The sequence below is a fragment of the Halomonas sp. TH-94 genome (assembly GCF_057473365.1).
The window spans coordinates 12,058-30,660 of record NZ_JBYCKL010000041.1 but is presented as its reverse complement, the minus strand read 5'-3'; the positions used below and the strand labels follow the sequence as shown (position 1 = coordinate 30,660).

Annotated in this window: 20 protein-coding genes; 15 read left to right on the top strand and 5 right to left on the bottom strand. The window is 63.4% G+C overall.

What is annotated here, in order from left to right:
* Nucleotides 1-72 precede the first annotated feature (72 nt).
* Together cls and AC2VNO_RS08260 are read left to right on the top strand one after the other, a co-directional pair.
* The gene (gene cls, locus AC2VNO_RS08265; protein ID WP_228574008.1) at nucleotides 73-1,491 is read left to right on the top strand and encodes a cardiolipin synthase; all 1,419 of its coding nucleotides are present in this window, start codon (nucleotides 73-75) and stop codon (nucleotides 1,489-1,491) included.
* A 136-nt stretch (nucleotides 1,492-1,627) separates the two neighbouring features.
* A complete protein-coding gene (locus tag AC2VNO_RS08260; RefSeq protein ID WP_228574006.1) occupies nucleotides 1,628-2,545 on the top strand; it encodes a LysR substrate-binding domain-containing protein in 918 nt (305 codons plus the stop codon).
* Nucleotides 2,546-2,631: 86 nt separating this feature from the next.
* Here AC2VNO_RS08260 and AC2VNO_RS08255 read toward each other — a convergent pair whose 3' ends face one another.
* The gene (locus tag AC2VNO_RS08255; protein ID WP_228574004.1) at nucleotides 2,632-3,708 is read right to left on the bottom strand and encodes a bifunctional nicotinamide-nucleotide adenylyltransferase/Nudix hydroxylase; all 1,077 of its coding nucleotides are present in this window, start codon (nucleotides 3,706-3,708) and stop codon (nucleotides 2,632-2,634) included.
* Between the two features lie 132 nt (nucleotides 3,709-3,840).
* Between AC2VNO_RS08255 and AC2VNO_RS08250 the strand changes: the two genes are divergently transcribed.
* Complete coding sequence (locus AC2VNO_RS08250) at nucleotides 3,841-4,746, top strand: YihY/virulence factor BrkB family protein (protein ID WP_486933684.1); 906 nt, start codon at nucleotides 3,841-3,843, stop codon at nucleotides 4,744-4,746.
* Between the two features lie 54 nt (nucleotides 4,747-4,800).
* On the opposite strand, the gene AC2VNO_RS08245 is transcribed toward AC2VNO_RS08250, so the two are convergent.
* Entirely contained in the window at nucleotides 4,801-5,838 is a 1,038-nt protein-coding gene (locus AC2VNO_RS08245) for a Glu/Leu/Phe/Val family dehydrogenase (RefSeq protein ID WP_486933683.1), read from the bottom strand.
* 160 nt (nucleotides 5,839-5,998) lie between these two features.
* On the opposite strand from AC2VNO_RS08245, the gene AC2VNO_RS08240 reads away from it, so the two are divergent.
* Nucleotides 5,999-6,271: an acylphosphatase gene (locus AC2VNO_RS08240; RefSeq protein WP_486933682.1), complete on the top strand. Its 273-nt coding sequence runs from the start codon at nucleotides 5,999-6,001 to the stop codon at nucleotides 6,269-6,271.
* Nucleotides 6,272-6,277: 6 nt separating this feature from the next.
* Here AC2VNO_RS08240 and AC2VNO_RS08235 read toward each other — a convergent pair whose 3' ends face one another.
* The 3 genes from AC2VNO_RS08235 to AC2VNO_RS08225 are packed head-to-tail and all read right to left on the bottom strand — an operon-like array spanning nucleotide 6,278 to nucleotide 9,109.
* Nucleotides 6,278-7,219 carry a nucleoside hydrolase gene (locus AC2VNO_RS08235; protein ID WP_486933681.1) on the bottom strand — a complete coding sequence of 314 codons (942 nt, stop codon included), beginning with the start codon at nucleotides 7,217-7,219 and terminating at the stop codon, nucleotides 6,278-6,280.
* Nucleotides 7,220-7,257: 38 nt separating this feature from the next.
* On the bottom strand, nucleotides 7,258-8,163 hold the full coding sequence (locus AC2VNO_RS08230) for a ribokinase (protein ID WP_486933680.1): 906 nt from the start codon (nucleotides 8,161-8,163) through the stop codon (nucleotides 7,258-7,260).
* Between the two features lies 1 nt (nucleotide 8,164).
* Entirely contained in the window at nucleotides 8,165-9,109 is a 945-nt protein-coding gene (locus AC2VNO_RS08225) for a D-2-hydroxyacid dehydrogenase (protein ID WP_486933679.1), read from the bottom strand.
* A 154-nt stretch (nucleotides 9,110-9,263) separates the two neighbouring features.
* Here AC2VNO_RS08225 and AC2VNO_RS08220 point away from each other — a divergent pair, with 154 nt between their 5' ends.
* The 11 genes from AC2VNO_RS08220 (at nucleotide 9,264) to pal (ending at nucleotide 18,569) form a co-directional block, all read left to right on the top strand.
* Entirely contained in the window at nucleotides 9,264-9,524 is a 261-nt protein-coding gene (locus AC2VNO_RS08220) for an FmdB family zinc ribbon protein (protein ID WP_228578735.1), read from the top strand.
* Nucleotides 9,525-9,578: 54 nt separating this feature from the next.
* Complete coding sequence (aspS, locus tag AC2VNO_RS08215) at nucleotides 9,579-11,357, top strand: aspartate--tRNA ligase (protein WP_486933678.1); 1,779 nt, start codon at nucleotides 9,579-9,581, stop codon at nucleotides 11,355-11,357.
* A gap of 93 nt (nucleotides 11,358-11,450) precedes the next feature.
* Nucleotides 11,451-11,990 (top strand): crossover junction endodeoxyribonuclease RuvC, encoded by a 540-nt coding sequence (ruvC, locus tag AC2VNO_RS08210; RefSeq protein ID WP_228578737.1) that lies wholly within the window; start codon nucleotides 11,451-11,453, stop codon nucleotides 11,988-11,990.
* Between the two features lie 134 nt (nucleotides 11,991-12,124).
* On the top strand, nucleotides 12,125-12,739 hold the full coding sequence (gene ruvA, locus AC2VNO_RS08205) for a Holliday junction branch migration protein RuvA (RefSeq protein WP_486933677.1): 615 nt from the start codon (nucleotides 12,125-12,127) through the stop codon (nucleotides 12,737-12,739).
* 104 nt (nucleotides 12,740-12,843) lie between these two features.
* Nucleotides 12,844-13,881, top strand: coding sequence for a Holliday junction branch migration DNA helicase RuvB (gene ruvB / locus AC2VNO_RS08200; protein ID WP_486933676.1), 1,038 nt, complete (start codon nucleotides 12,844-12,846; stop codon nucleotides 13,879-13,881).
* A complete protein-coding gene (gene ybgC, locus AC2VNO_RS08195) occupies nucleotides 13,878-14,273 on the top strand; it encodes a tol-pal system-associated acyl-CoA thioesterase (RefSeq protein WP_486933675.1) in 396 nt (131 codons plus the stop codon). The genes ruvB and ybgC overlap by 4 nt, the downstream gene beginning before the upstream one ends.
* Before the next feature lie 35 nt (nucleotides 14,274-14,308).
* Nucleotides 14,309-14,986 (top strand): protein TolQ, encoded by a 678-nt coding sequence (gene tolQ / locus AC2VNO_RS08190; protein WP_228578741.1) that lies wholly within the window; start codon nucleotides 14,309-14,311, stop codon nucleotides 14,984-14,986.
* 12 nt (nucleotides 14,987-14,998) lie between these two features.
* A complete protein-coding gene (gene tolR, locus AC2VNO_RS08185) occupies nucleotides 14,999-15,436 on the top strand; it encodes a protein TolR (protein ID WP_486933674.1) in 438 nt (145 codons plus the stop codon).
* Nucleotides 15,437-15,467: 31 nt separating this feature from the next.
* Nucleotides 15,468-16,706 carry a cell envelope integrity protein TolA gene (gene tolA, locus AC2VNO_RS08180; RefSeq protein ID WP_486933673.1) on the top strand — a complete coding sequence of 413 codons (1,239 nt, stop codon included), beginning with the start codon at nucleotides 15,468-15,470 and terminating at the stop codon, nucleotides 16,704-16,706.
* Complete coding sequence (gene tolB / locus AC2VNO_RS08175; RefSeq protein ID WP_486933672.1) at nucleotides 16,706-17,995, top strand: Tol-Pal system beta propeller repeat protein TolB; 1,290 nt, start codon at nucleotides 16,706-16,708, stop codon at nucleotides 17,993-17,995. Before tolA ends, tolB begins: the two co-directional genes overlap by 1 nt.
* Nucleotides 17,996-18,032: 37 nt before the next feature.
* On the top strand, nucleotides 18,033-18,569 hold the full coding sequence (gene pal, locus AC2VNO_RS08170; RefSeq protein WP_486933671.1) for a peptidoglycan-associated lipoprotein Pal: 537 nt from the start codon (nucleotides 18,033-18,035) through the stop codon (nucleotides 18,567-18,569).
* Nucleotides 18,570-18,603: the final 34 nt, after the last annotated feature.

Here is an 18,603-nt window from a genome sequence, read left to right as displayed (position 1 = left end):
CGGCCCCGCCAACTGGCGGGGCCGCTGTCGTCTAGGGTATGCTGCAGCCTGCTGTTTTTTCAGGGAGAGATCATGGCATCCTGGCTTTTCGGCCTGGCAATATTCCTGGTGCATCTGCTGGGTTTTCTCTCGGCGATCCTGGCGCTGCTATCCAGCCGTACCTCGCAAGGCGCCGTGGCCTGGATCATCTCACTGGTCACCATTCCTTACCTGGCCGTGCCGGCGTACTGGATATTCGGTCGACCGCGTTTCTACGGCTATGTCTCTGCTCGCGGGGAACGCGATACCGTGCTGCGTCGCATCCTGGCGCGTTATCGGGTACGCCTCGAACCGTTCCTGGCTGATGCCCGCGACCCCGACGTCCGGGCCGTCGAGCAATTGGCCATGATGCCGCTGACCAGCGGCAATCAGGCTGAGCTGCTCATCGATGGCAAGGCTACCTTCGACAGTCTGTTCGCCGGTATCGATGCCGCCCGCGAGTACGTGCTGATCCAGTTCTTCATTGTCCGCAACGACGCCTTGGGGCATCGACTCAAAGATCATCTGCTACAGGCTTCGCAGCGTGGCGTTCGTGTCTACTTTCTCTACGACGAGGTCGGCAGTCGCAAGCTTGCCGAAGGCTATCTGCATGAGCTGAGAGGGGGTGGGGTGGAGGTCAGTCCTTTTCGTTCCTCACGCGGATTCAAGCATCGCTTCCAGCTCAATTTCCGCAATCATCGCAAGATCCTCGTCGTCGATGGCGATGTGGGTTGGCTCGGCGGTTTCAATATCGGGGTGGAGTACCTGGGCCAGCATCCTCGCCACGGCCCCTGGCGCGATACCCATCTCAAGCTGATCGGGCCCAGCGTTCTCGGGCTGCAGGAGGCGTTCTGGGAGGATTGGCACTGGGCGACCGGCGATGTCATCAACCTGCGCTGGGAGCCTCACGTCACCTGCGAGGAGTGTCAGAACGTGGTGATCGTGCCCTCGGGGCCGGCCGATCGTCAGGAGACGGCAAGCTTGCTGGTGCAACACGCCATCCACAGCGCCCATGAGAGGCTGTGGGTCACGAGCCCCTACTTCGTCCCCGACCAGGGCGTACAAGACGCATTGCGCCTGGCGGCCATGCGCGGCGTCGACGTGCGGATCATGATCCCCGAACACCCGGATCATCTGCTCATCTATCTCTCGGCCTTCTCGTTTCTCCCCGATATGGTGCGGGCTGGGGTCAAGGTCTATCGCTATCAGCCCGGCTTCCTGCATCAAAAGGTGATTCTGATTGATGACAGTGCTGCATCGGTGGGCACCGTGAATCTCGACAATCGCTCGTTCCGACTCAATTTCGAGATCACCGCTTTCATTCCCGACCGTCGCTTCGCGGCCCAGGTGCGTTTGATGCTTGAACGTGACTTCGCCGACTGTCGCCGAATAAGCTACGACGAATTGGAGAATCGCCCGCTATGGAGCAAGCTCATTTCGCGAGCCGCTTATCTGACGGCGCCCATTCAGTAGTCCAGCCGGCTCCGCCGAAGCCACTTGGGTTCGAATGGCAGCTGAGGTACATTAGGCGACGCCTAACAAACTCTCGTCCTTGAGATTTTTGTCAGGGCGCTTAACTAGATCGCGATTGCTGTGAGCGGGAGTCCCGGTGAACCTCGAGACAAAATGGCTGGAAGATTTCGTTGCCTTGGCCAACACCCGAAGCTTCTCCGCCTCCGCTCGGCAGCGCCACGTGACCCAGCCCGCCTTCAGCCGGCGTATACGGGCTCTCGAACAGGCCGTGGGTGTCACGCTGGTCGATCGCTCCACCACGCCGATCAACCTGACCCCGGAAGGGCAGCTGTTCGTGGTCACGGCGCGCAACCTGGTGGAGCAGCTCAATGAGTGCCTGGGCCACTTGCGCGGTGTCTCCATGGCACGCGAGGCGCTGGATATCGTTGCCGCCCACTCTCTGGCCCTGAGCTTCTATCCCGAATGGATCTCACGGCTCCAGGAGGGACTGGGGGAGCTGCCGACGCGCCTGGTGGCGATGAACGTGGGTGAGGCGATCCACGTCTTGCGGGAAGGCAACTGCGACCTGATGCTGGCCTATCACGATCCCTATGCCACCATGCAGCTCGATGGCGAGGTGTTTCCTTCGTTTTCCATCGGCCAGGTGAAAATGCTGCCGGTGAGCCTTGCCGACGCCGCCGGCAAGCCGCGCTTCAGTCTCGACAGCAAAGAGCCGATTCCCTATCTCGCCTATACCCAGGGCGCTTTTCTAGGCCGCAGCGTACGCATGCTGCTCAAGAACGACCCGCTGCGCCTGAGGCTGCGTACCGTCTATGAAACCGCCATGGCGGAAGGGCTCAAGGGGATGGTGCTGCAAGGCGTCGGTCTGGCCTGGATACCCGATTTCTGCGTTCGCGAAGAGCTGCGAAGCGGCAGGTTGGTGCGAGCCGGCGGGGAAAAGTGGGACGTGCCGCTGGAGATTCGACTCTACCGTTGCTCGCTGGTGCACAAGCCTGGCGTCGAGAAGCTGTGGAGGCAGATGATGAAGTTGCCCCGAGACTTCCTCCAAGCCTGAAAAAGCCTGGCTTTCCTGCTGCGCTCGCCCGGCCGGCCCCGGCGGAAATCCCGTTCTCTTCCAAGCAAGCGTTTTCTATCCCTGGGTCAGATCCCGCCGATATCGGCCGGCAGGCCGAGAAAGTTCTGGATGATGAAAAAGTGGTCTTCGAACAGGCTGTCGGGTTCGAGTTCGGCCAGCGGCACCCAGCGAGCGTGATCGCCCCCCTTCACCGGCTTGAGTCGTGGAAGCTGCTGATCCGGGCGAAGGGCGAAGTAGAAGGCCTCGGCCAGTGTGCGGCCGCGCCAGCTGCGATGGGGTTCGTCAAATAGCCTCTGGCCCCGCAACGAGCCCTTGAGAACGGGCTCCGGAACCTTGAGCCGCACGCGCTCGCGAAGTTCTCGCAGGCAGGCATCCAACAGCCGCTCGTGGGTGTTGATGAAGCCGCCGGGCAGCGCCAGCAGGCCCTTGCCGGGCGCCGCAGTTCGACGCACCAGCAGCACATGCCCAGATTGCACCACGACGGCGTTCACGGTAACGAAGATCGGAGGGTAGGGGGCGTCGCTCCAGGCTTGGCGGTACTGCTCGAGCAGCTTCTGCTCTTCCATCAGCTGCCGGTGTGCCTCGCTGCCGGCAAAGTCCCGCAGTGCATCGCATACGCCGGGGGGCAGGTCGTGAGTCGCGCCAGTGCTGAGGTAGTCTTCAGTGGAAGAGGGTGAGCGGAACAAGCGCTCACGGATCTGGCTCGCTGAAATACCGTCCACCAGCGGTACGCTGACCGACTCCCACTGCGGGAACAGCGCCAGGTAATAACTCGACTGGCCGCGACTCGCACCAATCAACCCGATGCGCGGCAGCCTGGCGTTATGATGTCCTGCAATGTCACGTACTTTGCGCTGCACGTCGCGCACCCAGACGTCATTGTTGTACAGCGCATCCAGCAGCGGCACGATTTCGAGTCGCGAATTCTCCTCATCGTCGAAGCAGCTGCGCAACAGCGCCTGGCGTTCATCGAAGCGCCATGGGTTGCGCAGCGAACGCGCCTGCCAGGCCGAACCCACCAGCACGATGACCTGGCGTGCATGGCGCAGGGCTTCGTTGATCACGGCAAGGTGACCCAGGTGCGGGGGCTGGAAGCGTCCGATGAAAACGAGACAGTCGAATTGGTGATCGGTGTCGCTCATCGGCATTTCCTTTGCGGCTGACCTGGGGGCACCATTATGGGCGCGGGTAGCCAGGAGCTGCAATGCGCTCCGTTGGCCGACAAGGGCTTTACATTTGCGTATGCTGAAGAGAGGGATTGCCCAGGAGGTTCCGTGCACAGATTCTCGATCAAATTCTGGTGGAACACGCTTCAGCAAGCCTTCAGGCTGTGGCTGGAGCGCAACGCTTTCAGCTATGCCGGTTCGTTGGCTTTCTATACGCTCTTTTCGCTGGCACCGACGGTGATCATTGCCGTTTTCGTGATAGGCATAGCGTTCGGCGAGGATGCGGCCCAAGGGCAAATCGTCGCTCAGCTCCAGGGCACGCTTGGCGAAGAAGCGGCGCGGGCGGTGGAGCAGGCCGTGGCGGCGTCGCGTGTCGAGGAGACGGGTATCCTGCCGTCCCTGCTGGGGTTTGGCGGATTGCTGATCGGGGCGACCACGGTCTTCGCTCAGATGCAGTTCTCGCTCAATACCATCTGGGGCGTGACCGCCAAACCAAGTCGAAACAGCGTGCTGCTGTTTCTTAAGCAGCGCCTGCTGTCGCTGGCGGTGGTGCTGGCGATCGGCTTCATTCTGCTGGTTTCGCTGATGGTGGGAATCATGCTGCGTGCCATGCTGCAAACCGTGGGTGACGCCATGCCGTTGATGGGCCCCCTGGCCACCGGAGCGGAGTTCGTCGTTTCCATGGTCGTCATCGCCGCGCTTTTCGCCACTATCTTCAAGGTCCTTCCGGATGTGGTGCTGGGTTGGCGGGACGTACTGCTGGGGGCCGTGGTCACGGCGCTGCTCTTCGCCATCGGGCGCAGCGCCATTGCTGCCTATCTTGCCTATACCGCTACGGCTTCGACCTATGGCGCCGCCGGTTCGGTGGTGATGATCCTGCTGTGGGTCTACTACAGCTCGCTGATTTTGTTGTTCGGTGCCGCCTTCACTCGCAGCTATCTGATCGCCAGGGGGCGCCCGGTGGTGCCGCGCAACAGTGCGGTGATCGTCAAGCACGAACTGGTGCTGGAGTGACTCGCCGCTGGGTAGCGTGAGCAGGCCGGGCGACGGCGTCGCCCGGCCTCGGTGTCACTCGGCAAGGCGTTCGCGTGCCAGCTGGTCCGCCACGACGGCAGGGCTCATGTCCTGGGCCTGAGCACGGCTGAGAATTTCATCGACGGTGAGCGCAATGCGCTCGACGTGCCGCATCACCGCGCTTCTGTCGTAATGGGGATGGCGCTGGGCTTCGACTTCAATGACGCCGCCGGCATTGGCGACGTAATCCGGCGTATAGAGAATCCCTCGTCCGTGTAGACGTCCGGCGATCTCGACTGTCGCCAGCTGATTGTTGGCGGCACCGCAGATCAAGCCGGCCTTGAGTCGCCCGACCACCGCCTCGGTCAGTACCGCGCCCATGGCACAAGGGGCGAATACCTCGACGTCGGCATCGAAGATCGCGTCGGGCATCACGCTCTCGGCGCCGAGTTCATCGGCCAGCATGCCGAGACTGTCGCGGTCCACATCGGTGAGAACCAGCTGTGCGCCTGCTGCGTGCAGCTCGCGAGCGAGATGGGCGCCGACATGGCCGACGCCCTGTATGGCCACGCGCAACCCGTGCAGGTCGTCATGGCCGAAGCGGTGTCGAACGGCACTTTTCATGGCACAGAAAACGCCGTAGGCAGTGAAGGGGGATGGATCCCCAGATTCCCCCCCATGGCCCAGGCCGCTGACGTGCAAGGTTTCGCTGCGAATGATGCGCATGTCCGCCTCGTCGCTGCCGGAGTCCTCGGCGGTGATGTAACGCCCACCCAGCGATTCCACCAGTCTGCCCATGGCCTGCAGCATGTCCGGTGTCTTCTCGCGTCGAGGGTCGGCGATGATCACGGCCTTGCCGCCCCCCAGGGGCAGGTCGGCAAGCGCCGACTTGTAGGTCATGCCTCGCGATAGACGGAGCACGTCGGTAAGGGCTTCCGCCTCACTGGCGTAGGGGTAGATTCGCAGGCCGCCCAGGGCGGGACCGCGGCGTGTGTCGTGAATGGCGATGATGGCGTGAAGTCCGCTGGCTCTATCGCAGCCGAAGACGATCTGACGATGATGGTCGAACTCGGGGTGGTCGAACACCTGCATGGCGTTGTCTCCCTTGTAAGGATGCATTGTTATGGTCAGGAACGCAGTGGGTGTCACCGCTTCCACCGGGGCGGCCATTGCTTGTGGCGAAGCCGCCTTCCTATTATCAAGATTAGAGCATCCAGGAGCATCATTGACGGGCGAGAGGGAGTAAAAAAAGATGAACAAATCCTGTGTAAGAGCGCTGGTGGCCGGCAAGGTGCAGGGAGTGTGGTACCGCCGTGCAGTTCAGGAACAGGCCCTTCAGCAAGGCCTGACCGGCTACGCCAAGAATCTGCCCGATGGCCAGGTGGAAGTGCTGCTGTGCGGCGACGGCGAGTCAATCAACCGGGTGGTGTCGTGGCTATGGCAGGGGCCACCGAATGCCAGGGTCACCCACGTCGAGCTCGAAGCGATCGAACATCGTGACCCTGACAACTTCGTTTGTCTTTGAATGGGCTCAGCTCAGGGTATCGGCAATCCATTCCACGACGGCTTCGCCATCCACTGCCAGACACACTTCTGCCAGGGGCGCCTGCGACCAGCGCTCCTGGATGAAGCCGCGTCCCTCGGGGGCGAAAACGGTCTGACCCTCGGCGATGCCGTCGGTGACCACCGAGAGATGGCCGGGAGCCGTGGTGAACAGCTCCGGGCGCAGCAGCCAGGCCAGGGCACAGCTGTCGTGAGGGCAGCAGCCGTCGATACCGAGAAACTCGCGATAGAAATCGCGGTAAAAGGCGTAGCTGCCGGCCAGCACCTTGCCCAGCTCTCCTTGGCCTGCCTCGATGCGCTGCATGTGTTCCTGGGTCAGGACGCAGCGGTGGGTCACATCCAGCCCGACCAGCACCAGGGGCCAGCCGGCAGTGAGCACGCGCTGGGCGGCGTGGGGGTCATTGAACATGTTGGCCTCGGCCACCGGCGTGACGTTGCCGCCCTCGCGTATCGATCCGCCCATGACTACCACGCGCTTGACCTTCTCGGTGAGGGCCGGATCGAGCTGCAGGGCGGCGGCCAGATTGCCCACCGGCCCGACGGAAACCAGCGTCACCTCGCCGGGACGGGCATTGACCGTATCGACGATGAACTGGGCTGCGCTGCGCGACTCCCGCCTGCCTTTCACCGGGGGCAAGTCGATGTTGCCCAGCCCGTTGGCGCCGTGGATATGCGCCGGTGCCGGGTGGCGCGGCTTGACCATGGGGCCGGCAGCCCCTTGAGCGACGGGAATCTCACGGCCGGCCAGTTCGCTGAGCAATAGTGCGTTGTGGGTCGCGGTTTCCACATCGACATTGCCATAGGTGGTGGTCAAGCCCAACAGCTCGATGTCGGGATGGCGCAGGGCAATGGCGATGGCCTGGGCGTCGTCGACGCCGGGGTCGGTATCGAAAATGATCGGATGTGACACGTTGCCTCCTTGTAGGTGTCAGGTACTGCTTGTGGGTGTCAGGTACTGGATGGTCGGGTGTGGTACCGCTCGACCTCGTCGCGCGACGGAATGCTGTCGGCGGCACCGGGTTGCTGGACGCTCAAGGCCGCGGCGTGGGCTGCCAGGGCCAGACAGTCGGGAACGCTATGCTGCTCCTGCAGCGCGGCCATGAAATAGCCGATAAACGTATCGCCGGCCCCGGTGGTATCCACCGGTTCGACCTTCAGGGCAGGCTGGAAGTGGCGTTCGGCGGCGGCCTGGTACCAGGCGCCTTCGCTACCTAGCGTCAGCACCGTGGCCGTATCGGGCAGCCTTTCATGCAGGCCCTGGAGCAGCACCTCGGCATCGCTGGATTCAGGAAGCCCCGCCATCCAGGCGGCTTCTCCCCGATTGACGAACAGCAGGTGGCAGCTTCCGAGTGGCAGCTCGAGCACCGTATCGTTCATCGGCGCGGGATTGAAGGCGATGGCAAGGCCGCGCTTGTGTGCGCATGCGAGCAGTTCCGGCAGGGCATTGCACTCGTTCTGCAGCAGCAGCCAGTCGCCGGGCTCTGCGGTATCGCACAGTGCATCCAGATGGCGGCGAGTGAAACCGTGGTTGGCACCTGGATGCAGGATGATGGCGTTCTCGCCGCGGTCGTCGACCTGAATGATGGCATGGCCGCTGGCTTCATCGACCAGTTCCACATGTGTGACGTCGACCCCGGCACGGGCCAGGCGATCCCGCGCCCAGGCATCCTGCCGGCCCAGCCGGCCCCAATGGCATACCCGACCGCCGGCCAGCGCCATGGCCAGCGACTGGTTGGCCCCCTTGCCACCGAGACCGACATGGTAGCTGCGGCTGGCCAGCGTTTCACCGGGATGAACCAGATGAGGTACTCGGTAGAAGTGGTCGAGATTGATCGAGCCCAGATTGTGCAGCATGTCAGGCTCCGTTCTCGGCTTTCCAGCGGCCCAGGCTCTCCGCGGTGAGGGCGACGATACGCTGCCGCGCTTCGGGGGTGATCCAGGCGTTGTGTGGCGTGACGATCAGATTGAGCGGTTCGCTCAGCGCATCGAGCAGCGGGTGGCCGTCACGCGGCGGCTCCACCGGCAGCACGTCGACTCCCAGCCCGCCCAAGCGCCCGGCTCGCAGTGCAGAGAGCGCGGCTTCTTCGTCGATGATGCCCCCGCGTGCACAGTTGACCAGCAGGGCGCCGGGCTTGAGGCTGGCAATCAGTCTAGAATCGAACAGGTGTCGAGTGGCGTCGGTGAGGGGGCAGTGCAGGCTGATCACGTCGGCTTCCGGGGCGAGTTCAGCGATGCCCGGGCGTGTGTCGTTGCCTTCGTTGCCGGGGCGGGCGGCGAAGCTGACACGCATCCCAAAGGCTTCGGCAAGGGCGGCGACACGGCTGCCGAGCTCGCCCTGGCCGACAATGGCCAAGTGCTTGCCTTCGAGCTGCAGCGTGCCGTGATCCATCAGACAGAAGAAGGGGCTCCGGTTCCAGCGGCCGGCCGCCACGTCGCGCTGATAGAGCGGCAGCCGGTTGGCCAGCGTCAGGATCAGCATCAGGGTGTGCTGGGCCACGCTGGCGGTGCCGTAGGCCGTGACGTTGCGCACCGGGATGCCGAGACGCTCGGCGGTAGGCATGTCGATGTTGTTGGTACCGGTGGCCAGGACGCAGATCAGCTTGAGATCGGGCAGGGCGTCGAGAGTGGCGCCATCGAGCACCACCTTGTTGACGATGGCCACCTGGGCGCCCGCCAGACGTTCGCGACTCTGCTCGGTGGTGCTGGCTTGATGCACGTCCAGCACATCGAGATGCTCGCGGATCGGAGCGAGGTCGACGTCAGGGCCCAGACTGGCGGCATCGAGTATCACGGCTTTCATGCTGGATTCCTTGTGTTGGGCGGTGTGGCAAGGCTGGGACAGGCCACGTCTGGCACGTTATACTATCGGGCTTTTACGGCAGGCTTGGAAAGTGTACCGCCCGACCCTATATCGCCATTGGTTGTGCACTGTCGAATCAGGAGTGAATTGAACCATGCCCATCTATGAATATCAGTGCAAGGCTTGCGGCCATCGTCTGGAAAAGCTCCAGAAGCTGAGCGCCGCCCCCCTGACCGATTGTCCTGCCTGCAAAGCCCCCGAGCTAGGCCGACTGGTCTCGGCTGCGGGCTTCCGTCTGGCCGGTGGCGGCTGGTACGAGACCGACTTCAAGTCCGGCAGCAAGAAGAACCTGGCCGGAGATTCCGCGGGTGGCAGCGAAAGCAAGGCGCCGGCGAAGGACGGCGCCGCGGCCTGACCGCGACCGATACTGACACTTAATCGAAAACGCTTAACCGAAACAGGATACGACATGCGCAGCCATTATTGCGGCCAGCTCAACGAGACCCTGGTGGACCAGACGGTCACCCTGTGCGGCTGGGTTCATCGCCGCCGTGACCATGGGGGCGTGATCTTCCTCGACATGCGCGATCGCGACGGTATCGCCCAGGTCGTGGTCGACCCCGACACCGCCGAGGCCTTCGCCACTGCCGACCGCGCTCGCAGCGAGTACGTGCTGCGCATTTCCGGTCGCGTGCGTCTGCGCCCGGAAGGCACCCAGAATCCCAAGATGCCCACCGGGATGATCGAGGTGCTGGCCAAGGACGTCGAGGTGCTGAACACGGCGGCCACGCCGCCGTTCCAGCTCGACGAGCACGGCAAGGTCGGCGAGGAGGTTCGCCTCAAGCATCGCTACATCGACCTGCGTCGTCCCGAGATGATCGAGAAACTGCGTTTGCGTTCGCGCATCTCGCATCACGTGCGCGCTTTCCTCGAAGGGCAGGGTTTCCTCGATATCGAGACGCCCATCCTGACTCGTGCCACCCCCGAAGGGGCGCGTGACTACCTGGTGCCGAGCCGCACCCATCCAGGCAGCTTCTTTGCCTTGCCGCAATCGCCCCAGCTCTTCAAGCAACTGCTGATGGTCGCCGGCTTCGATCGCTACTACCAGATCGCCAAGTGTTTCCGTGACGAGGATCTGCGCGCCGATCGTCAGCCGGAGTTCACCCAGATCGATATCGAGGCCTCCTTCGTGGAGGAGAACGATATCATGGGCATCACCGAGGCAATGATCCGCGAGCTGTTCCAGGACGTGCTCGACGTCGAACTTCCCGAATTCCCGCGTATGACCTGGGCCGATGCCATGGACCGCTACGGTTCCGACAAGCCCGATCTGCGCATTCCGCTGATGCTCGTCGATGTCGACGACCTGATGAAGCAGGTCGATTTTCAGGTATTCTCAGGCCCGGCCAGTGCGGCCGATGGGCGAGTGGCGGCCTTGAAGGTACCGGGCGGGGCGAGCATGTCGCGCAAGGTGATCGACGACTATACCAAGTTCGTCGGTATCTACGGCGCCAAGGGGCTCGCCTGGATCAAGGTCAACGAGCGCGCCAAGGGCATCGAAGGCCTGCAGTCGCCGATCGTCAAGTTCATGGAGAACGTGATCGAGGAGCTGCTCGACCGGGTCGGCGCGGCTGACGGCGACATCGTCTTCTTCGGCGCCGACAAGGCCAATGTCGTCAATGAGGCGCTCGGCGCACTGCGCGTCAAGCTGGGCGAGGATCTCAACCTCTATACCCGTGACTGGGCTCCGCTGTGGGTAGTCGACTTCCCCATGTTCGAAGCCGACGACAACGGCCGCCTGAGCCCCTTGCACCACCCGTTCACCTCGCCCTCGTGCAGCCCCGAAGAGCTCAAGGCCAATCCGGCCGGCGCGCTCTCCCGTGCCTACGACATGGTGCTCAACGGCACCGAGCTGGGTGGTGGCTCGATCCGTATTCACGACCAGCAGATGCAGAGCACGGTATTCGAGATTCTTGGCATCGGTGAAGAAGAAGCCCGTGAGAAATTCGGCTTCCTGCTCGACGCACTGCACTACGGTGCGCCGCCCCATGGCGGCTTGGCCTTCGGCCTCGACCGTCTGGTAATGTTGATGGCGGGATCGCGAACCATTCGCGAAGTGATTGCTTTCCCCAAGACCCAGAGTGCGGCCTGTCTGATGACCGACGCTCCCGGCGAGGTGAGTGGCGATCAGCTGCGTGAGCTCAACATCCGACTGCGCCAGAAGGCCAAGGTGGAAGAGCAGGAGTAACGTCCTGGCCTGACCGAGCAGCATGTACCGAACCGGCGCCCCAGGGCGCCGGTTTCATGAGGTATCCACCAAGGCGAAGCTCGAGGAAGTGCCATGTTGATTCTGGGAATCGATCCTGGCTCGCGCATCACCGGCTACGGCGTGCTCGATGTCAGCACCCCCAAACCGCGCTATGTGGCCAGCGGTTGCATTCGCCTGCAGGATGTCGAGCTGTCGCAGCGCCTGGCACGCATCTATGCCGGCATCGCCGAGCTCATTTCCCTGCACCGTCCGGGCGAACTGGCCATCGAGCAGGTGTTCATGGCGAAGAATCCGGATTCCGCGCTGAAGCTGGGCCAGGCGCGCGGCGCGGCGATCGTCTGTGCTGCCAATCACGGTCTGGCAGTCAATGAGTACGGGCCGCGTCAGATCAAGCAGGCAGTCACCGGCAGTGGGGCGGCGGCCAAGGCACAGGTACAGCACATGGTGGTGGCTATTTTGGGGCTCGATGGCGTTCCCCAGGCCGATGCCGCCGATGCGCTGGCCATCGCCCTGACGCACGCGCATGCCAGGCTGGGCCTGATCCATCAAGGTAGTTTCGGCGGTCATCGAGCTCGCCGAAGGGGCGGATCATGGCGCGATTACCAACCCTGAAACGGGCGGGGCCAGGGGGATCGAATAATTGTCGAACACCGTTTACTCTAGACTGGTCAGCCGCTTGAGCGACCAGTATAGTGGCGCCAGGAAGGCTTAGTAACCTGATGTTCTTGGATGGATAGTGGAGCCCCATGATCGGACGCCTGCGTGGCACCCTGCTCGACAAGCAACCGCCCTGGCTGGTCGTTGACGTGGCCGGCGTAGGCTACGAACTCGAGGCATCGATGACCACTCTAGTGGCGCTGCCCGGGGTGGGCGAAGAGGTTTCCCTCTACACGCACCTGACTGTGCGCGAAGACGCTCATCTGCTGTTCGGCTTCGCCCGTGAGCAGGAGAGGGCGCTGTTTCGCGCCCTGATCCGGGTCAACGGCGTCGGCCCCAAGCTGGCATTGGCCATTCTTTCGGGGATGGACGAATCGGCCTTCATCCGCTGCGTGATGGAGGATGATGCGAAATCGCTGACCCGGCTGCCGGGTGTGGGAAAGAAGACGGCCGAGCGGCTGATCATCGAGATGCGCGACCGCTTTCCCCACTGGGAGCATCCAGGTGAGCTTGGGCTTCCTGCCGTCTCGCAGGAGGCACAGGCGGGGGGCAGAAACCAGGATCCGCTGGTCGATGCCGAGGCCGCGTTGGTCAGCTTGGGCTACAAGCCCACCGAGGCGGCGAAGATGCTTTCAGGGCTGGACGAAGGCCTGTCCACCGAGGCCATGATCAAGGCTGCCCTGACCAGGCGCATGGCTGGGTAGGAGCAACGCATGGCATGCATCGGCCCGGCGCGCCCCCACCTCCGCCAGAGCGAGGATGGTGGCACCGTCACCCTGATTTTTCATGAACGCCACGAGTGTTCGACATGATGCAAAATGACCGTCTGATCGCTGCCGATGAGCGCGAGGGTGAAAGCCGCGTCGACCACGCGATTCGCCCCAAGAGCCTGGCCGAATACATCGGCCAGCCGCGCATGCGCGAGCAGATGGAAATCTTCATCCGTGCCGCGCGCGGGCGTGAGGAGAGTCTCGACCACACGCTGGTGTTCGGGCCGCCGGGGCTGGGCAAGACCACGCTCGCCAACATCATTGCCGCTGAAATGGGAGTGGGGCTCAAGTCCACCTCCGGGCCGGTACTCGAGCGTGCCGGCGATCTGGCAGCGATGCTTACCAACCTGCAGCCGGGCGATGTGCTCTTCATCGACGAAATCCATCGCCTGTCACCGGTGGTGGAGGAAATTCTCTATCCCGCCATGGAGGATTTCCAGCTCGATATCGTCATCGGCGAAGGGCCGGCGGCACGCTCGATCAAGCTCGACCTTCCGCCTTTTACGCTGGTGGGTGCGACCACCCGGGCGGGCTTGCTCACGTCGCCGTTGCGCGACCGCTTCGGTATCGTCCAGCGCCTGGAGTTCTATGCCATCGATGAACTCACCGAGATCGTGGCGCGCTCCGCCAGACTTCTCGGGGTAGAAGCCGATCTCGACGGTGCCCGTGAGGTGGCTCGCCGCTCACGAGGAACGCCGCGTATCGCCAATCGTCTGCTGCGCAGGGTGCGTGACTTCGCTCAGGTGCGCGGCAACGGTCGGGTGGACGCGGAGCTGGCCGACCAGGCGCTGAACATGCTTCACGTCGACCACCATGGGCTCGATCATATGGACCGTCGCCTGCTGCTGGCCATGATCGAGAAATTCGACGGTGGCCCGGTGGGTATCGATTCGCTGGCGGCGGCCATCGGCGAAGAGCGCGATACCATCGAGGACGTGATCGAGCCCTACCTGATACAGCAAGGGCTGATGATGCGCACGGCCCGGGGCCGGGTCGTGACCCGTCAGGCCTGGCAGCATTTCGGCCTCGTGCCCAACGAGCAGGCACAGGATGCGAGCGGTGAGGTGCGTAAGTGAGTGAATTTCAGCTGCCGCTGCGCGTTTACATCGAGGATACCGATGCCGGTGGCATCGTCTACTACGTCAACTATCTCAAGTACATGGAGCGGGCACGCAGTGAATGGCTTCGCCATCACGGCTTCACCCAACGCGAATTGCTCGATGCCGGCGTTCAGCTGGTGGTGCATCGCCTGGAGTGTCGCTATGCCAAGCCCGCCCGTCTCGACGATCAGCTTTGCGCTACCGCAGCTGTCGAATCGAGCGGACGCTGCCGATTGAGCTTTCGCCAGTCGGTGCAGCGTAGTGGGGAACCCTTATGCGAAGCGCGAGTCGACATCGCCTGTCTGGATGCGTCGCGCCTCAAACCCAGACCCTGGCCGCCGGCACTCGCCGCGGTTATCAATGCTTGAATGCAAGATCAGCGAGGATGCCCGTGAACGACACCATGTCTATACCCCACCTGATCATGAGCGCCAGCACCGTGGTGCAGCTGGTCATGCTGATCCTGGTGATAGGTTCGATACTCTCGTGGGTGGTGATTTTCCAGCGCACGTTCGTCATGCGCCGGGCGCGTGCCGCGCACCAGGCTTTCGAGGAGCGCTTCTGGTCAGGGGTCGATCTCAACGAGCTCTACCGTGAAACGCCCTCTGAGCAGGAAACCCAGGGCGCCGAGCAGGTCTTCCGCGCCGGGTTTCGCGAATTCAATCGCCTGATGCCCAAGACCAAGAGCGCCGACGCCATTCTCGACGGCGTGCAGCGCAGCATGCGGGTTGCCTGGTCGCGCGAAGAGGAGCGCCTGACCCTGCACCTCGTGTTCCTGGCCACGGTGGCATCGGCGAGTCCCTATATCGGCCTGTTCGGTACCGTATGGGGCATCATGGGCTCGTTCCAGGCGCTCTCCATGGCGCAGCAGGCCACGCTGGCAACCGTTGCCCCCTGGATCGCCGAAGCCTTGATCGCAACCGCCATGGGCCTGTTCGCCGCTATCCCGGCGGTAATCTTCTTCAACCGCCTGTCGTCCGAGTCCGATCGCCTGCTGGGCAAGTACGAGGACTTTGCCGAGGAGTTTCACTCCATCCTGCACCGCAATCTGCAGGGTCGCAGCGAAGCCAGCACCGCCTGAGGGAGTCGCGACATGCATGGTCCGTTCAATCGCGGCGGTCGCCGCAAGCCGATGGGGGAGATCAACGTCGTCCCCTTCATCGATGTCATGTTGGTGCTGCTGGTCATCTTCATGATCACGGCACCCATGTTGACCCAGGGTGTCCAGGTCGAACTGCCCCAGGTCACGTCCGAACCGCTCGAGTCGCAGGAGGACCGCGACCCCATCATCGTCTCGGTGGATCGGGAGGGGGGGTACTACCTGTCGATCGGTGGCGAAGAGATGGCCGTCGACCTACAGGAGTTGGGCGATCGCGTACTCATCCTGCTCGACCGTCAGCCCGGTACACCCGTCATGGTGCGCGGTGATCGTTTCGTGCCCTATGGGGAAATCGTGACCCTGATGAGCACGCTACAAGTGTCCGGGGTTGCCAACGTAGGTCTGCTTTCCGAGCCGCCAGCGCGTGATTAAGAGTCGCTTGATCAAGAGATTAGGAGACGTGATGGCCCGACGTCAGCGCGGCCCCTCGCGCACGAACGACAGGCCTGTCGGCTATGGCGTGCCCACTCTGCTCGCCATCGGCCTGCATGTGCTGGTCGTGGTGCTCAGCTTGATCACCTTGCCCCAGCGTCAAGCGGAAACGCCTGAGTCGACCTCCATCGTGCAGGCGACGCTGGTCAGCACCGAGACGACCACCGATCAGGCCCAGCGCGCCGAGGAGGCGCGTTCACGCGCCGCTGCTCGACAGGCAGAAGATGAGGCGCGTCAGGCGGAGGAGGCCCGCCAGGCCGAAGCCGAAGAGCAGGCCCGCGCGGAAGCTGAGCGTCAGGCTGCCGAAGAACAGGCCCGCGAGGCCGAACAGCAGCAGCAGGCACGTGAAGAGGAGGCTCGTCGCCTGCAGGAGTCGCGCCAGGACGCCGAGGCCGAGGCGCAGCGGCGTGCCGAGGAGGCAGAGCGGCAGACGCGGCTGCGAGAAGAGCAGGAGGCTGAGCGCCAACGCCAGCAGGAAGCCGCGGCAGAGGCAGAGCGCCAGCGTCAGCTCGAGGCTCAGCAGCGCGCCGAAGCGGAAGCCCAGCGCCAGCAGGAGGCCGAAGCCCAGCGTCAGCGTGAGGCCGAGGAGCAGCGCCAGCGCGAGGCGGAAGCCCAGCGTCAGCGTGAAGCCGAGGAACAACGCCAGCGTGAGGCCGAGGAGCAGCGCCAGCGCGAGGCGGAAGCTCAGCGTCAGCGTGAGGCCGAGGAGCAGCGCCAGCGCGAGGCGGAAGCCCAGCGTCAACGTGAAGCCGAGGAGCAGCGTCAACGCGAGGCGGAAGCCCAGCGTCAGCGTGAAGCCGAGGCACAGCGTCAGCGCGAAGAGGAGGCCCGGCGTGCCGCCGAGGCAGCCAGCCAGGGGCTCGACCGCGCCATCGATGGCGAGTCGGATGCGGTGGCCAACGCCCGCCAGGCCCAGGAGGCGGCCAACAGCTTCATCAATCTTGTCCGCCGTGCGGTGGAGCAGGCCTGGGTCATTCCGCCAGGCTCCGGTGGCGGTCTCGCTGCGACGGTCCAGGTGCGGTTGGGTCCCTCGGGTGAGCTGTTTGGCGCTACCATTAGTCAGAGTAGTGGAGACGGCACCTTCGACCGATCGGCACTACAGGCAGTGGAAGCCGCCGCACCGTTTAATGAACTGCGTCAGCTGCCAGCAGCTGCGCAACGTGACTTCCGACAGTTCAATCTGCGTTTCACACCGGGAGATGTACGCTGATGAAAGCCCTGATGACTACCTGGCTAAGCGCCTTGCTGATCCTGTTCAGCTCGCTTGCCCAGGCCAACCTGACCATCGAGATCACCCGCGGCAGCGACCGTGCAACCCCCATCGCTGTCGTGCCGTTCGCGGCCGACGGGGAAAGCCTGCCAGAGGATGTGGCCCGGATCATCAGTGATAACCTGGAGCGCAGCGGTTATTTCGCTCCGCTCGACCGCAATGCCATGTATGACCGTCCCAGCTCCGGTGATCAGGTGCAATATGGCCAGTGGCGAGCGCTGGATGTGCGATACCTGGTGGTCGGGCAGGTCAGCCGTGCCGCCGATGGCTATCGCATCCGCTACGAGTTGATGGACGTCAGCGGTCAACGCCGCATGATTGGCGAAAGCGTCAGCGCCGGAGCCAATGAGTTGCGCGGTGGTGCCCACTACATCAGCGATCAGATCTTCGAGGCCGTCACCGGTATCCGTGGCGCCTTCTCGACGCGCATCGCCTATGTGACGGCTCAGGGTACCGATCAGGACATGCAGTTTGCCCTGTACGTAGCCGATGCCGATGGCCACAACAGCCAGCAGGTACTGAGCTCGCGCGAGCCGATCCTGTCGCCGGCATGGTCGCCGGATGGTCGCAAGCTCGCCTACGTCTCCTTCGAGACCGAACGCCCCGCGATCTATGTCCAGGATGTCGGCACCGGGCAGCGTGCCCAGGTGGCGTCGTTCGACGGTATCAACGGCGCCCCCGCCTGGTCGCCCGATGGGCGCCGCCTGGCCATGACCCTGTCCAAGGATGGCCAGCCCGACATCTACATAATGGATGTGGGTTCGCGCAGTCTCGAGCGCATCACCAACAGCTCGAGTATCGACACCGAGCCTGCGTGGGCGCCGGACGGCCGTAGCTTGATCTTCACCTCGGACCGCAGCGGTGGGCCTCAGATCTACCGTCATAACCTCAGCAGCGGCCAATCCGAGCGCTTGACCTTCACCGGTAACTACAATGCGCGCGGTCGCCTGTCGCCGGACGGCGAGGCACTGTTCATGATCCATCGCAGCAACAGCGGTTTCCAGGTTGCACGCCAGGATCTGGGTTCCGGTCGTCTGGTAGTAATCAGTGAGACCCGTTGGGATGAATCGCCTAGTGTTGCGCCCAACGGGACCATGGTAATCTTCGCCACCCAGCAAGGTAACAGCGGGGTGTTGGGGGCCGTGTCGGCCGATGGACGGGCGTCCTACCGGTTGCCGTCGGCGCGTGGTGATGTGCGTGAACCCGCATGGTCACCTTTCTTGAACTAGTGTTACGTGTCATTCAAGTCCTTTGAGGAGTTCGACGATGCAATTCAAGTCACATGCCAGAACTCTGGCAATTGCCCTGTCTCTGGCCCTGATTGCCGGCTGTTCCAGCACCGGTGGCAGCCGTGACGGATCCATGGATGGCACACGCGCCGATGGCGGCGTTGGTACGGGAACTGCCGGCGCCGGTCAGGTCAGCGGTACCGGTGTAGGCGGCGATCGTGCCGGCCAGCAGGCCGACGGTCGTATTCCGGACGTTCGCACCATCTATTTCGACTTCGACCGCGACAACATTCGTTCGGAGTTCGAATCGGTACTGGTCGCCCATGCGCGCTACCTGCGTTCCAACGGCAATGCCCGTGTAGTACTGCAGGGCCACACCGACGAGCGTGGCACGCGTGAATACAACATGGCGCTGGGTGAGCGTCGCGCCAACTCGGTCAAGCGTTTCCTCGAGGTGCAGGGCGTCTCTCCCTCACAGCTCGAAGTCGTCAGCTATGGCGAAGAGCGTCTGGCCGTGCGTGGCAATGGCGAAGATGCCCATGCCCAGAACCGTCGCGTGGTCTTTGCCTACTGAGCGAACTGGCGCGCTCGCGCGCCTATGGAGTAAA